This window comes from Marinomonas rhizomae, assembly GCF_024397855.1.
In the GTDB taxonomy this organism is placed as follows: Bacteria; Pseudomonadota; Gammaproteobacteria; order Pseudomonadales; family Marinomonadaceae; genus Marinomonas; species Marinomonas rhizomae_A.
In genome coordinates this window covers 3370116-3384321 of the sequence record NZ_CP073343.1, presented here as the reverse complement: position 1 = coordinate 3384321, position 14206 = coordinate 3370116, and the positions used below count along the sequence as shown (strand labels likewise).

13 protein-coding genes are annotated in these 14206 nt (G+C 42.8%); 7 read left to right on the top strand and 6 right to left on the bottom strand.

Annotated features, from left to right (window positions below; translation table 11 throughout):
* Nucleotides 1–27: 27 nt before the first annotated feature.
* The 4 genes from choV to betI form a co-directional block, all read right to left on the bottom strand.
* On the bottom strand, nucleotides 28–1218 hold the full coding sequence (gene choV, locus KDW99_RS15970) for a choline ABC transporter ATP-binding protein (RefSeq protein ID WP_255826096.1): 1191 nt from the start codon (nucleotides 1216–1218) through the stop codon (nucleotides 28–30).
* Between the two features lie 3 nt (nucleotides 1219–1221).
* Nucleotides 1222–2067, bottom strand: coding sequence for a choline ABC transporter permease subunit (gene choW / locus KDW99_RS15965; RefSeq protein ID WP_255826095.1), 846 nt, complete (start codon nucleotides 2065–2067; stop codon nucleotides 1222–1224).
* Between the two features lie 77 nt (nucleotides 2068–2144).
* Nucleotides 2145–3080: a choline ABC transporter substrate-binding protein gene (locus KDW99_RS15960; protein WP_255826093.1), complete on the bottom strand. Its 936-nt coding sequence runs from the start codon at nucleotides 3078–3080 to the stop codon at nucleotides 2145–2147.
* A 151-nt stretch (nucleotides 3081–3231) separates the two neighbouring features.
* A complete protein-coding gene (gene betI / locus KDW99_RS15955) occupies nucleotides 3232–3819 on the bottom strand; it encodes a transcriptional regulator BetI (protein ID WP_255826092.1) in 588 nt (195 codons plus the stop codon).
* Nucleotides 3820–4155: 336 nt separating this feature from the next.
* Between betI and KDW99_RS15950 the strand changes: the two genes are divergently transcribed.
* From KDW99_RS15950 to KDW99_RS15930, 5 genes are all read left to right on the top strand, one after another.
* On the top strand, nucleotides 4156–5310 hold the full coding sequence (locus tag KDW99_RS15950) for a MalY/PatB family protein (RefSeq protein ID WP_255826090.1): 1155 nt from the start codon (nucleotides 4156–4158) through the stop codon (nucleotides 5308–5310).
* Nucleotides 5311–5382: 72 nt separating this feature from the next.
* On the top strand, nucleotides 5383–5772 hold the full coding sequence (locus KDW99_RS15945; protein WP_255826089.1) for a DUF1801 domain-containing protein: 390 nt from the start codon (nucleotides 5383–5385) through the stop codon (nucleotides 5770–5772).
* 59 nt (nucleotides 5773–5831) lie between these two features.
* Nucleotides 5832–6644 carry a sterol desaturase family protein gene (locus KDW99_RS15940; protein WP_255826088.1) on the top strand — a complete coding sequence of 271 codons (813 nt, stop codon included), beginning with the start codon at nucleotides 5832–5834 and terminating at the stop codon, nucleotides 6642–6644.
* Nucleotides 6645–6652: 8 nt separating this feature from the next.
* Nucleotides 6653–7324, top strand: coding sequence for a YceH family protein (locus tag KDW99_RS15935; RefSeq protein ID WP_255826087.1), 672 nt, complete (start codon nucleotides 6653–6655; stop codon nucleotides 7322–7324).
* A 115-nt stretch (nucleotides 7325–7439) separates the two neighbouring features.
* Nucleotides 7440–8495, top strand: coding sequence for a Gfo/Idh/MocA family protein (locus tag KDW99_RS15930; protein WP_255826086.1), 1056 nt, complete (start codon nucleotides 7440–7442; stop codon nucleotides 8493–8495).
* 95 nt (nucleotides 8496–8590) lie between these two features.
* Here the strand turns inward: KDW99_RS15930 and KDW99_RS15925 are convergent, their stop codons facing one another.
* On the bottom strand, nucleotides 8591–9379 hold the full coding sequence (locus KDW99_RS15925; RefSeq protein ID WP_255826085.1) for an inositol monophosphatase family protein: 789 nt from the start codon (nucleotides 9377–9379) through the stop codon (nucleotides 8591–8593).
* A gap of 258 nt (nucleotides 9380–9637) precedes the next feature.
* Here KDW99_RS15925 and KDW99_RS15920 point away from each other — a divergent pair, with 258 nt between their 5' ends.
* Nucleotides 9638–10360, top strand: coding sequence for an RNA methyltransferase (locus tag KDW99_RS15920; protein ID WP_255826084.1), 723 nt, complete (start codon nucleotides 9638–9640; stop codon nucleotides 10358–10360).
* A gap of 139 nt (nucleotides 10361–10499) precedes the next feature.
* Here the strand turns inward: KDW99_RS15920 and gndA are convergent, their stop codons facing one another.
* Nucleotides 10500–12023 carry an NADP-dependent phosphogluconate dehydrogenase gene (gene gndA / locus KDW99_RS15915; protein WP_255826083.1) on the bottom strand — a complete coding sequence of 508 codons (1524 nt, stop codon included), beginning with the start codon at nucleotides 12021–12023 and terminating at the stop codon, nucleotides 10500–10502.
* A 546-nt stretch (nucleotides 12024–12569) separates the two neighbouring features.
* Here gndA and KDW99_RS15910 point away from each other — a divergent pair.
* The gene (locus tag KDW99_RS15910; protein WP_255826081.1) at nucleotides 12570–14126 is read left to right on the top strand and encodes a phosphoenolpyruvate carboxykinase; all 1557 of its coding nucleotides are present in this window, start codon (nucleotides 12570–12572) and stop codon (nucleotides 14124–14126) included.
* The last annotated feature ends 80 nt before the right edge of the window (nucleotides 14127–14206 follow it).

The following is a 14206-nucleotide window of genomic DNA, read 5'->3' as shown; positions in this document are numbered from 1 at the left end:
TAACCTGATTTTATCTAGTTTAAAGGGCTATGCTGCCACTTCTTCGCGTCCAAAGTGTTTACCAAGTAGGGCGTGGTAAAAATTATGATCGTTGAGTATACCGATGCATTGACCTGCTTCTTCCAAAACCATAAATTGGTTTGAGTGGTAGCGGATCTCGACCGCATCGCGCATGGCAATGTTGGCAGGCACGATGAAAACCGTGTTATCTGGTACGTTGGCAAGGATGGTTTCTGGTGTCCAACGAGCGGTTGGGATATCACCGTTTGCTCCTTGGATAGAAGCTACTTTGCCATTCTCTAGAGCCATTTTAATGTCATCATTGATAACAACGTGATCGTCTTGCACGGCTAAATCTGCTAATGGTGTCATTAAAGAGTTGCCGCATAACACGTTCAGAGGATTGGTATGAGCAACGAACTTCTCCACGTATTCAGTAGCTGGGTTAAGAACAATTTGTTCAGGCGCGTCTTCCTGAATGATTCGAGCGGATTCCATGATGGCAATCTTAGTGCCGATTTTTAGTGCTTCATCCAAATCGTGACTAACGAAAATAATGGTTTTATTTAAGCGTCTTTGCAGTTCGATTAGCTCGTCTTGAAGTTGAGAGCGAATTAGTGGATCAAGGGCAGAAAATGGTTCATCCATTAACAACACATCTGTGTCCATTACAAACGCTCTAGCCAAACCAACGCGCTGGCGCATACCACCTGACAATTCATCGGGTTTTTTATCGGCCCATTTTTCTAAGCTCACCATTTTTAACTGTTCGCGTGCTTTTTTTAGTCGTTCCGCTTTTGGCATGCCTTGCATTTCTAATCCAAAAGCCACATTTTCCAGTACGGTTAGCCATGGCATTAAGGCAAAACTTTGAAATACCATAGATACGCGGCGAGTACGCATGTGACGCAGGGTCGCTTCATCGCATTTCGCCATATCAACCATATCGTCACCGTCTCTTACAAGGCAGCGACCACGGGCGATTTTATTTAAACCATTGACGGCGCGTAGTAGGGTCGATTTACCTGATCCCGACAGTCCCATCAATACACAGATTTCGCCTTCGTTGACTTCGATGTTGGCGTTTTGTACACCAACAACGTCACCAGTCATGCCTAGAATCTGGTCGCGAGTGTGACCTTTGTCCATTAGAGGGAGTGTTTTTGCTTTATTGTTGCCGAAAACAATGTCGACGTTTTCAATTGATACAACAGCCATAAGTTACCCCTCGTTCTTAGATGATGGTGATTTACAAATACGATCTAGCATGATGGCAACCAAGACAATGGCGACACCCGCTTCAAACCCTTGGGAAATGTTCACCGTGTTTAGAGCTCTGATTACCGGTTTTCCTAAGCCATCTGCCCCGACTAAAGCCGCGACAACCACCATGGATAAAGACAACATAATACATTGTGTTACGCCGGCCATGATATTTGGCATGGCCGCTGGCAGCTCAACTTTGTACAGCAGTTTTGATTTTGTACAACCGAAGGCTAAGCCCGCTTCGATCAGTTCACTGGGCACCTTGCTAACCCCTAGATAAGTTAGGCGAATTGGTGCGGCAATGGCGAAAATAATGGTCGATATCAAACCTGGAACATAGCCCAAGCCGAATAAAATAAGGGTTGGAATAAGATAAACAAAGGTTGGAATGGTCTGCATTAAATCCAAAATCGGACGTAATGTTGTGTATAGCCAAGGTCTATGAGCGGCTGCAATGCCAATAGGTACACCAATTAATACGCTAATTGCGGTTGCAGAGACGACAAGGACCAGAGTTTGAATAGTTTCGACCCAATAGCCCATGTTGATGATTAGCAATAGAGACAAGGTAATAAAAATCAGTAAGCCAATACTGCGATGAAGAAACCAAACTCCCACTAAAATGATGGCAATAACCGCGAATGGGTGAAGTGAGTCAATCGCGTCGACCATGGTGACAATCATGGTTTCTAAGGTTATGGAGACCAGATCAAAAAACACGGAAGCTGCAGTAACCAGCCAGTCGACAAAGTGTTCCATCCAAGCGCCAAGAGGGATCTTATTATCCGTCAGCCAATTCATATATGTGTTCTCCCGATAGTTTAATGACACCCCCTTAACGGTGTGTCGTTAAGGGGGTCGTGGTGTGCAGTGAGGTATTACAGACCTAGGTGAGATTTCACGGCGTTCAAGCCATTATCACCAGATTTTGTTGTTACACCTTTAAGCCAAGCGTCTAAAACTTCAGGGTTTGCTTTTAACCATTCTTTTGCGGCGATGTTCGGTTTTTTACCATCATCAAGAATAGCGCCCATGATTTGGTTTTCCATCGGCAAAGAGAATTTTAGATTTGTGATGAGCTTGCCAACGTTAGGGCATTGTTGGATGTAGCCTTTACGAACGTTGGTGTGAACGTCAGCACCACCATAGTTCGGGCCGAAGTAATCGTCTCCGCCAGAAAGGTATTCCATTTTAAAGTTGGCGTTCATTGGGTGCGGAGCCCAGCCTAGGAAAGCGATCCATTTGTTACGACGGGTGTTGCGGCTAACTTGAGATAGCATGCCAGCTTCGCTGGATTCAACTAACTGGAAATTGCCAAGATCAAAGGCATTAGTGTCGATCATATCTTGGATGATGCGGTTGCCGTCATTGCCAGGTTCGATACCGTAAATGCGGCCTGAGAATTCTTTACGGTGTTTGGCAATATCGGAGAAGTCTGTCACGCCAGCGTCAAAAGCGTCTTTGCTAACCGCTAGAGTGTATTTGGCACCAACAAGGTTTGCCCCAAGGTCTTCAACTGTGCCTGCTTTTAGGTAAGGTTCGATGTCAGCCTGCATCGTTGGCATCCAGTTGCCAAGAAAGACATCTATGTCGCCATTTGCTAGCGAAGTGTAAGTAACAGGAACAGATAGCAATTGTGTTTTGGTTTTGTAGCCTAGGCCTTCGACGATTTCACTGGTTACTGCTGTGGTGGCCGTAATGTCAGTCCAACCCACATCGGAAAAGCGAACGGTAGAGCAATCTGCCGCCATGGTTAGTCCCGATACACTTGCCATACTTATAGCTATTGCGGTCTTTTTTGTCTTATTTAACATACCCTTACCCTCTTTCTATTGAACTCAAAATCAATGAGCGAATACAGTGCCGAACACAGGCACTGAAAGTGAACTCCTAAAACATGGACAGCGTGTTTTGTAGGCTGCCTAAAACAATATGTATGATGAAAAAAGCTGTGCACTGGTGTGTTTAGATGTGGTCCTGAAACACGAGATCCAGATAATCTTGTATTTGCCCAGCTGATTCTTGTTTGTTGATGCCGCCAGCTAATGAACCGCGTAGCCACATACCGTCTATAAGCGCAGCTACAGTAAGTGCGATGCGACGAGCTTTTGTAATTTCAAATTCTTCTTTTAGCACACACACCAGCGATGTTTGTAAACGATTAGAATAGATATTCTGTAGTCGATACAAAGAGGGCGTGTGCATGGCTGATGCCCAAAATCCCATCCAAGCTTTGACGACTTGGGGGTGTGTTTGAGATTGGCTAAAGCTGGCTTTCACTATAGCCATGACTTTATGTTTAGCCGATTTATTTTTCGCTTTTGTGACTTCTTGAGATAAACCTTCAAAAAATTCACTAATCAGGCTTCTCATTGTTGCTTCGTACAAGCCATCTTTGCCACCAAAGTAGTGGTTGATGATGGCTGGAGAAACGCCTGCTTTTTTACCAATAACACTGACTGTTGCCCCTGCAAAACCATATTTATCTATGGCTTTTATTGCGGCCTCGATGAGCTGAGGTTTACGTATTTCGGGCATTCCAACTTTTGGCATTTTGGATCCTTTTTTATTAAACAGCCGTTTAATGAAAACTATACTAGGCTGATTGTGTAATTTAGGTCAACCCTTGACAATTAGGAAACTTAGTTCTCTAATTAATTTAACCATATGATTTTAAAGGGTTAATTGGCTTTTAAATTTTTTTTATCTTTTTTTTTAGAGATATTCTGTCGGTATAAGATAAAAAATGCGTATTTTTGTGCTCATATCTTACTTAATGTACTATTTTGACTTGCTCTTTTTCGTTTCCCTTATTGGCTATTATGGCTGGAATTTTCAGGCGCGATAGTGTTAATTATAAAGCTAAATTAAAGGTTGGAGTGTTATTTAATGGATGTCGGCTTTTCGGTATTTGATACCCTGATAGATAGATCGGATATGAGCAGTGATAAGTGGTCAAAATACCCTGAAAATGTCATCCCTATGTGGGTGGCGGACATGGATTTTGATTCACCGAATTGTATAAAAGAAGCTATAAATCAAAGGGTTAATAAGGGTGTGTTTGGCTATACATATACACCAAAAGCGTTGGTGAAAGCTATCCAGTCCCACCTTTCCAGTCGCTATGGTTGGAATGTTTCTTCAGCCCATTTAGTTCATCTTCCGGGTCTTGTTTGTGCACTACATTTAAGTGTTCGCGTTTATTCAAACGAGGGAGATGGCATCATTGTGCCGGGACCTGTTTATTACCATTTAACCAAAGCACCGGCGCTGTCTGGACGCGATTTACTAAATGTGGATATGGTCATTCAAAATGGTCGCTGGCTCCCTGATATGGTGCAATTTGAAGCGGCTTGCGCCAACCCTAAAAGTAAGATGATTCTGTTATGTAATCCCCATAATCCAGGTGGAACCGTCTATACCAAAGAAGAGCTGTTAAGCATTCATGCATTGGCAGAAAAGTACGATCTGGTGGTGGTGAGTGATGAAATACACTGCGATTTGATTTTGGATGATTTACCTCACGTGCCGTTTGCTGGCTTAAACAGCGACGCTGCGAATCGCACCATTACTTTAATGGCTCCAAGTAAAACGTTTAATATTGCGGGCTTAGGTTATGCTTTTGCTGTGATTGAAAATGCCCAATTGCGTCAAACGTTTAATCAAGAAAGAGCTGGCTTAATACCGTCACCCAATATGCTAGGTTTGACGGCTGCCACTGCAGCGTATGATGAAGGTCAGGAATGGCACGATGAGCTATTAATGTACTTGAAAAGTAATCGAGATCTATTAGCAAGAAGGATTGCAGCAACGCCGCTTAACATGGTGCATTTAGAAGCAACTTATCTTGCTTGGATTGATGTGTCTGCTTTGTCTCTTGATAATCCTTACCAATTTTTTGTGGATGCCGGTGTCGGTGTTTCTGATGGTAAAGATTTTGGTAATCCTAACTATGTTCGCCTAAACTTTGGATGTCCCCAATCTATTCTCGATCAAGCTATGACTCGCATTGAAGAGGCATTAAAAGAGCACAACTTCATGTGAATCATTCGGTTATCATTGATTAAGACAGTAAGGTCGGGCTCTTTCTATTATTTATCAAGAGGAGGCGATCTTATGCTGACGTCCGTGTCGAATGAGTTTGTAAATCAATATGTGCAACAGGCTTCCCCAGCAAGGCGCGAGGATTTGTTGAAAATTATCGAGATGATGAGATCGATGGCACCTGAAGCTGAGTTGGTAAATGATTTAGGGATTCCATATTTTAAGATGAACGCAGGCTGGTTATACGGTGTTGCTGCGCGTGTTGATCATTTATGTATCTATTTCTCTGATCTGAGTGTCTTACACTCTTTTCGGAGTCGTTTGCCAAAGGCTCAATTTGGTGATGATTGTCTTGTTATTTATCGTTTAGATGACATCAATCTCAATGTTTTTATGGAACTTCTTGGGCAAATTAAAGTCCATTTTTTAATGAATCATCGAGAGCCTTTCGAACTGATTTAATTATAAAAGAAACCTTTATACTTTGATTTTAAAAGATTTTAATTCAGGTTATTTGCTAAATGATAGATTTCACTGTTCGTATAGGTGTTTTTGTTCTGATCTTTAGCTTGCTGGTTTTTTGGCAATGGAATTGGCCAAGAGGGGCGCTTTTGCAATGGCGTCAACGTTGGCTTCACAACCTTTCTTTATTGGTCGTTGGCGCGATGAGCGTTCGAATCGTTCAGCCTTTGTTACTGTCGGTTGTCGCTTTATTTAGCCAAAATTTTGGGCTTTTTGGGTTATTAAATTTACCTTATTGGATCGTTTTATTGCTGAGTGTTTTCTTACTAGACTGCCTTATTTATTGGCAACATAGATTATTTCATCGAGTTTCTTTCTTTTGGCGTTTTCATCGCGTTCATCATTCTGATCCTGAATTAGATGTGAGCTCAGCGGTACGCTTCCATCCCATCGAAATTATATTGTCTCTATTTATTAAGGCCTTAGCGGTTTGGTTGCTGGGGATCCCTGTAGCGGCTGTGTTGGTATTTGATATCTTATTGAATGCATCTGCCATGTTTAACCACACTAATGCAAGATTGCCTGCTAGTATCGAAACATGGGTTAAGAAGGTGTTTGTCACTCCAGATATGCATCGCATACATCACTCAAGAGTGAACGTCGAAGCAAACAGTAACTATGGTTTTTTCCTAAGTATTTGGGATACGGTTTTTAAGACTAAAAGAAATGATGCACTACAGGGAGATGAAAATTTAAAAATTGGAATGCCCGATACGGTCACGTATCAACCCACATCGTTAAAGGAAGTATTGGTGATGCCTTTTAAGTTATATAAGAAGGCTTCGTTAAAGACGAATAGAAGAAGCAGTTAGGAAAAACTATGAGTTATCACGAAGTAAATTTTATCGAAATGCGTGTCATTGGTTGTCTTATGGAAAAAGAGATTACCACACCCGATCAATATCCTCTTAGTTTGAATGCCCTTGTGAATGCCTGTAACCAAAAGTCCAATCGTGAGCCTGTGACTCAACTATCTGAAATGGAAGTGCAAGACGCATTGGATGCGTTGCTGGCTCGTGGTTTGGTGACTGAACTTAATGCTTCTCATAGTCGAGTTAGCAAATATCAGCACCGATTTTGTAATACGGAGTTTTCCGATTTGCAGTTGTCGCCAGCAGAAACGGCTATTATTTGTCTGATGTTTGTGCGTGGCGCTCAAACGCCGGGAGAGCTTCGTTCACGCAGTGGGCGTTTACATAGCTTCCAGTCTCGTGATGAAGTTGAATTGGCCTTACAGTCCTTGCAGGCTAAAACAGGTGGGCCTTATGTCTGTCAATTACCAAGAGAGCCTGGTAAGCGTGAGCAGCGTTATCAAGAGTGTTTCTGTTCGGAAACGGAACAACCGCTAAATACAGATTCTAACAGTGCGGTGATCTCTAATAAAAATGATGCATATACACAGCAACTAGAAGCAAGAGTGCTTGAGTTAGAGACACAGGTTCAAGAATTAAATGAATATATTCAACAGCTTGAAAATGCCAGTGGACTATAATCTTTTTTAGCGTCAAACTTACTGCGTTTTTTAATGTCGCGGTGTTCGATGCCTAAGTATGCGTAAGAGGTGTTGTGGGCGTTAATGCTTTGATTAAGTCTATGGGGAGAATCCTATGAAGAAGGTACGCTGGGGTATTATTGGTACAGGTCAAATCGCGCATTTATTTGCCAGTGATTTTTGTCATGTCAAAGCGGGCGAACTTCGTGCGGTTGCTTCTCGTGATAAGGCATCTGCGGATGCTTTTGCGGCCGAGTTTGATATCGAATTGGCTTTCATTGATTATTTTTCGCTGATTAACAGTCATGAAGTGGATGCTATCTATATAGCAACGCCTCATGTCTATCACTATGATTTGACCAAAGCCTGTATTTTGGCGGGTAAAGCTGTATTGTGTGAAAAGCCTTTCACTATCAATGAGGCGCAATCTAAGGAGCTTTACGATTTAGCCTTAGAACATAACGTGTTTGTTATGGAAGCTATGTGGACGCGCTTTAACCCTGTTATAGAGCAAGTGGTAGAGTGGGTTGAAGAGGGCGAAATTGGCGATCTAAACAGCATTCAAGCAAGCTTTAATTTTGTTGGGCCGACAGATCCGAATCATCGCCTTATGAATCTTGAGCTTGGCGGCGGCGCTTTGTTGGATATTGGTATTTATCCAGTGTTCTTGGCCCAGCTGTTTTTTGGTAAGCCTGATTTTATACAGAACCAAGCAGTGATTGGTGATACTGAAGTAGATCTGTTCGAGCAGATATTATTAGGTTGGGAAAGTGGACAGCTCGCTTCTTTGGATGCGTCTTTGATTTCGTGCAACCCGAACCGCGCCATGTTATCTGGCTCTAAAGGCTATATTGAAATCGATTCTGAATGGTTCAAAGCAAAATCCTGTCGCGTTGTTAGTGCAGATAATAAAGAACGAGCGGTAGAGTTTGACTTTCCTGGGAATGGTTACCAATTTGAAGTGGATGAAGTGAACCGCTGTCTTGAAGAGGGATTAATTCAAAGTCCTAATCACAGCTGGCAGAACAGTTTAGAATTGATTGCAACGCTAGATGAGATTCGTCAAGACATAGGTTTGTACTATCCGGGAGAGGAGAGTGAAGGCCATCACCATGATGAAGAAGATTTACATGAACATCATCATGAGCATAGCCATCATCATAAGCATTGATAAGGTTGGTTATTTGACCCATAAAAAAAGGACTCTCTCCATAATGGAAAAGAGTCCTTTTTTGTATTTAATGTATGCTTTGTGCTTATACGCTCTTAGCTAAGGTGCTTGTTAAGCGTCGGTAGCAATACTTTGAACAAACGAGGCGCCGCACATAATACATCGCCTTTTTCTAGGCTTGGTGAGCCATCAAAGCCAGCGAATAGGCAGCCAGCTTCTTTCGCGATAAACAGAGGGGCCTGCATTTCCCACTCTTGAAGTTTGATACCCCAAGCAGCATCAAGACGACCAGCTGCTACGTTAGCTAGCATTAGCGCAGGAGAGTCTTGCATAACAGCGCGCGCGCCTTGCTCTGCAATTTCCGTGAGCACAGCGAATTGACCTGATAGAGAAGGCATAAGACGATCTGTTGCTGGGAATTGCGCCGCTACCGTTACGTTTTCTAACGTGCGAGCAGTACTGCTACGAATGCGTGAATTATTCAAGTATGCACCACGGCCTTTACTTGCGTAAAACTCGTCTTTGGTGTGAGGATTTAGCACAAGAGCGTGCTCCACTTTACCAGCAACTAAATAGCTCATAGTAATGACGTTGCCAGTTAGGCCGCGTGAAAATAAATGCTGACCTTGAATGGCATCAATGATCCATTCGCCTTCTTCACCATTTTGTACTGAGCCTTGAAGGCGAGTCGTAATAGTGTCTGCTGGGTAAGCTTTTTCTAGGTGGTAAACAATGCTACGTTCTGCGCCAGAGCAAACAGTTTGATAAACCTGTTCAGCAGATTGGCCTTGTTCTTTGTCAAAAAGCAGTTTCTCTTGCGAGTGAACTATGTATTCTGCAGCGGCACGAGCTGCTTTAAGTGCGACATTGATTCTAGGTTGCATAATTTACCGTCAATTATTCCGTCATTAAAATGCACATACCGTCCATAAGACGATAAGTTGCTAAATAAAGTGTTAAAGAGCGGGCTTCTCCGTTTTATCTATTAAAACCGAGTGCCTAAATAAGAGCGCGAATTCTAGCGTAATGGCGCTCTTTTTACTAGTGAAGTTTTGGTTAAAAACTGATCGTTTGCGGCTTTGTTCTAAATTTCTGTTAAGATACGCTGCATTGTCTGACCGTTATTATTGGTACCTCATAAAATGCAAAATAAAGTAAGAATTGTCCTTGTTAATACATCGCACCCTGGCAACATTGGTGGCGCTGCTCGCGCCATGAAGAATATGGGGTTAGCAGAGCTTTATCTTGTTGCCCCTAAGCAGTATCCCAGTGACGAAGCCGTGAGTCGAGCTTCTGGTGCGACGGATATTTTAGATAACGCGGTTGTCGTGGATACTTTAGAAGAGGCGTTAGCGGATTGTCAGTTAGTGATTGGTACGAGTGCGCGTGAGCGAAATATTCCTTGGCCTTTGGTTGATCCAAGACAAGCAGCAGATTTGGTGTTTGATGAAGGCTTGGTTACGGCGTTTGTGTTTGGTCGCGAAGACCGAGGGCTAACCAACGAAGAACTGCAGCGCTGTAATTATCATGTGCATATTCCTTCCGTTGAAACCTTTAGTTCCTTGAATCTAGGTGCTGCCGTTCAAGTTATCGCGTACGAGCTAAGAATGAAATCTTTGCTGATGAAAGATGCGCCTGTGGTAGCAAGTAAATGGGATGTGCCTGCGGCCAATGTGGAGCAGATCGATTATTTGCTTGAACATCTAGAAAAAGTCTTAGTGCAGACGGAGTTTCTTGATCCTGAAACGCCGATGCAAGTCATGACGCGTTTTCGTCGTATGTTTCAGCGTTCGCGATTGGATCAGCAGGAAGTGGGCATGTTGAGAGGTATGTTGTCTTCTATGGAAAAGAAAATGAAGCCATGACAGCAGCGCACGATTCGTCATGCGGACGACTGTGCTCGACAGGGCTTTGTTAAAAACATGAGTCAGCATATTAAGCTGAAACAAAAAAACGCTGACTTATTGCTAAGTCAGCGTTTTTTGTTTGGACTAGATATTGGTCTTAAGCTTTACGCTCAGGACGACCTTCTTCTTGCCAGTAAGTGTGGAATTTTTGGCCAGGCTCTGCATCTACGCGTTCGTAGGTGTGAGCACCAAAGTAATCACGTTGCGCTTGTAGCAAGTTAGCAGGTAATACTTCAGAACGGTAACCGTCAAAGTAAGCCAATGCTGAGAAGAAAGATGGTGTTGGTATACCTGATTGCGCAGCAAGGACAACGGCTTTACGAAGGCCGGCTTGCTTGCTCGCCATTGCGTCAGCGAAATAATCGCTTAGCAATAGGTTTTCAAGTTCTGGATTGTCGACAAAAGCATCGGCGATTTTCTGTAGGAAAGATGCGCGAATGATACAGCCGCCGCGCCAGATTTTCGCGATATCACTGAAGTTGAATTTCCAGTCATATTCTTTTTCAGCCGCACGCATGAGTTGGAAGCCTTGAGCATAAGCACAGATTTTTGCGCAGTAAAGTGCCTCTTCGATTGCTTTCTCGACGTCTTCAGCTTCAATCTCGCCGCTTTCTACATCTGCAACAAGCTTGCTTGCTGCAAGTTCACGTTCGCCAGTTAATGTACTCAGGGCACGAGCATAAACAGATTCGCTGATGATGCCAGCAGGAACGCCCATTTGTGTCGCACTAATCGATGTCCAACGACCAGTGCCTTTTTGGCCAGCGCTGTCTAAGATCATATCAACGAGCGGAGCGCCTGTTTTATGGTCGTATTGTTGAAGAATGTCGGCTGAAATTTCAACAAGGTAGCTGTTTAAAACGCCTTGGTTCCATTTTTCAAACAACTTACCAATCTCTTCAGGTTCGTAACCAAGCAAAGAACGTAGTAGGTGATAAGCTTCACAAATAAGCTGCATGTCGGCATATTCAATGCCGTTATGAACCATTTTTACATAATGGCCCGCGCCATTTGGCCCAAGGTAAGCAGTACAAGGCTCGCCTTCTGTAACCGGCTTGCCAGGAATATTACTAACGATAGGTTTACCGTTTTCGTCAACTTTTGCTGCAACGGCTTCCCACATAGGCTGCAGGTATTGCCAGGAATCGGCATCGCCACCAGGCATTAGTGATGGACCAAAACGCGCACCCACTTCACCACCAGATACAGCAGTACCAAAGAATTTGAATTTTTCTTTGTATTCCGCTTCACGGCGAATGGTATCTGTCCATTGGCTGTTTCCGCAGTCTACTACGATATCGTCTGATTCTAAGCCAGCTTCAATCAAGCTGTTGCAAACAGCATCAACAGGGCTTCCAGCAGGAACTAAAACTACGATCACGCGAGGCTTTACTAAGTTTTTTAGCATGTCTCCCATGTTGGAGCAGCCAATGATTCGTGCGGCTGCTGATGGATCTGGACGTTCTGCTTTTTCAGTGTCTAAAACGTCTTGTACTTTATGTGCGTCAAGATCAAAACCTGCAACTCGGTAGCCATGGTCAGCTAAATTTAAGGCCAAGTTTTTACCCATGACACCCAGGCCGACAAATCCAATATTGCAGTTCTGATTCGTTTTTAACATAAATATCGATCAACCTTTTGAACAATTGGGGGAAATTGAAGAAAGAATCTTACCATGAAGCGCTATGATTCAGGACATACTAGAGGTAAGAAAAATTCAAATAATTGTGTTTTTTTGAGCTTTCTTGATAGAAACCTTATAGCTTAGGTGGTTTTGTCGTAAATAGTCATGTGATGAGTTTAATGGTTTTTGGATCAGTAAGTAGCTTTCCATTTAGAGGAAAGGTGACAAAAAAGAAAGAAAACTACAGAAATATAGCGTTGATTAATTGTAGTTTAATCAAAAAATGCTCAATTCTATTGATATTTTTTATTAAACGTCTTATAAAACAAATACTTAATGTATATTGGAAAGTTTCAGAAAAGTAATAAAATAACATATTGTTATAACAATATTTTTTTTTAGATTGTTTTGTTACTATGTTTTCACCGAAAAAAAACTTCGTATAGCAGAATGCTTTATGCGACATTGCAAGTAATATTGTCGTATAAAGGCATTTTTATAAGAATGATCAGACAATCTTTATCGCTCAGAGGATTTAGTAACATGAACTCCGCATCAGACGTAACGACTATTCATACAAATTTAACGACGCCGCAGTTGGTTGAAAAAGCTCTGCAGAATGGCGAAGGGGTCCTTGCCGATAATGGCGCGCTTGTCGTTGAAACAGGGGCTCGTACTGGTCGTTCTCCTATGGATCGTTTCATTGTAGAAGAAGCGTCCAGTAAAGATAGTATCCATTGGGGACCTGTTAACCGTGCGTTTCCTGAGGCGAAATTTGCTCCGCTTTGGGATCGAGTGGCATCGTATCTTGATGGTAAAGAGTCGTTTGTATCTAACATTCATGTCGGTGCGGGCGATGAATATTATTTACCAGTGATTATGCGTACTGAGACGGCGTGGCATCAGTTATTTGGTCGTAACCTGTTTATTCGTCCTGATATTTATAACCCATCAAGCAAAGGTGAATGGCAGGTTCTTAATGCGCCAAATTTTGTTTGTGAGCCTGAGCGTGATGGTACTAACTCTGACGGTTGTGTCATTCTAAACTTTGCCGAGCGTAAAGTGTTGATCGCGGGTATGCGTTACGCTGGTGAAATGAAAAAAGCGATGTTTTCTGTACAAAACTATTTATTGCCAGCGCATGATGTGCTGCCAATGCACTGTGCTGCTAACGTCGGTACAGAAGAAGATGTAACCTTGTTTTTTGGTTTATCTGGCACAGGCAAAACAACACTGTCTGCAGATCCTGAGCGCTTTTTGATCGGTGATGATGAGCATGGCTGGGGGAAAGATACGGTTTTCAACATCGAAGGTGGTTGCTACGCAAAAACGATTGACCTTTCTCAAAAGAATGAACCGATTATCTGGGATGCGATCAAATTTGGAACTATCGTTGAAAACGTGGTGCTAGATCCTGAAACGCGTGTTGCAGATTACGCTGATACGTCTTTAACTCAGAATGGTCGTGCTGGTTACCCTCGTGAGCACATTGAAAAGCGTGCCGCTGGTAATCGTGCAGGTGAGCCAAATGCTATTATCTTTTTAACGTGTGATTTGACTGGTGTTCTTCCTCCTGTTTCTATCCTGACGAAAGAGGCAGCGGCATACCACTTTTTGAGTGGTTATACGGCTTTGGTTGGTTCAACAGAAATGGGAGCAGGCACAGGAATTAAGTCAACTTTCTCTACTTGTTTTGGTGCACCTTTTTTCCCTCGTTCTGCTGATGTGTATGCAGATCTTTTGATCAAGCGTATTGAAGAGTTTGGTAGTAAGGTTTATCTAGTGAATACGGGGTGGACTGGTGGTGCTCATGGTCAAGGCGGTAAACGTTTTAGTATTCCAACAACCCGTGCGGTTATTTCGGCGATTCAATCTGGTGTGCTGACGGATGCAGAAACTGAGCATCTGGATGATGTTAATCTAGATGTGCCTACACAGGTACCGGGTGTTGATAGTGTATTGTTGAACCCTCGTAAAACTTGGTCTGATCAGGATGCTTATGCAGCTCAAGCAAAAAACTTAATCTCTCAATTTGTTGAGAATTTTAAGAAATTCGATACCGTATCCGACGCTATTGTTAAGGCTGGTCCATCTCTGTAAGCTATTTTAAATAGTGCCTTTTAAAAAGCCGTGCATTTAGCGCGGCTTTTTTGTTTTTAGTGATTTATACGCTAACACTT

Bases quoted from the DNA above. Each gene is read 5' to 3' on its own strand.
- choV (WP_255826096.1), bottom strand. From the start codon at position 1,218: ATGGCTGTTGTATCAATTGAAAACGTCGACATTGTTTTCGGCAACAAT.
- choW (WP_255826095.1), bottom strand. From the start codon at position 2,067: ATGAATTGGCTGACGGATAATAAGATCCCTCTTGGCGCTTGGATGGAA.
- KDW99_RS15960 (WP_255826093.1), bottom strand. From the start codon at position 3,080: ATGTTAAATAAGACAAAAAAGACCGCAATAGCTATAAGTATGGCAAGT.
- betI (WP_255826092.1), bottom strand. From the start codon at position 3,819: ATGCCAAAAGTTGGAATGCCCGAAATACGTAAACCTCAGCTCATCGAG.
- KDW99_RS15950 (WP_255826090.1), top strand. From the start codon at position 4,156: ATGGATGTCGGCTTTTCGGTATTTGATACCCTGATAGATAGATCGGAT.
- KDW99_RS15945 (WP_255826089.1), top strand. From the start codon at position 5,383: ATGCTGACGTCCGTGTCGAATGAGTTTGTAAATCAATATGTGCAACAG.
- KDW99_RS15940 (WP_255826088.1), top strand. From the start codon at position 5,832: ATGATAGATTTCACTGTTCGTATAGGTGTTTTTGTTCTGATCTTTAGC.
- KDW99_RS15935 (WP_255826087.1), top strand. From the start codon at position 6,653: ATGAGTTATCACGAAGTAAATTTTATCGAAATGCGTGTCATTGGTTGT.
- KDW99_RS15930 (WP_255826086.1), top strand. From the start codon at position 7,440: ATGAAGAAGGTACGCTGGGGTATTATTGGTACAGGTCAAATCGCGCAT.
- KDW99_RS15925 (WP_255826085.1), bottom strand. From the start codon at position 9,379: ATGCAACCTAGAATCAATGTCGCACTTAAAGCAGCTCGTGCCGCTGCA.
- KDW99_RS15920 (WP_255826084.1), top strand. From the start codon at position 9,638: ATGCAAAATAAAGTAAGAATTGTCCTTGTTAATACATCGCACCCTGGC.
- gndA (WP_255826083.1), bottom strand. From the start codon at position 12,023: ATGTTAAAAACGAATCAGAACTGCAATATTGGATTTGTCGGCCTGGGT.
- KDW99_RS15910 (WP_255826081.1), top strand. From the start codon at position 12,570: ATGAACTCCGCATCAGACGTAACGACTATTCATACAAATTTAACGACG.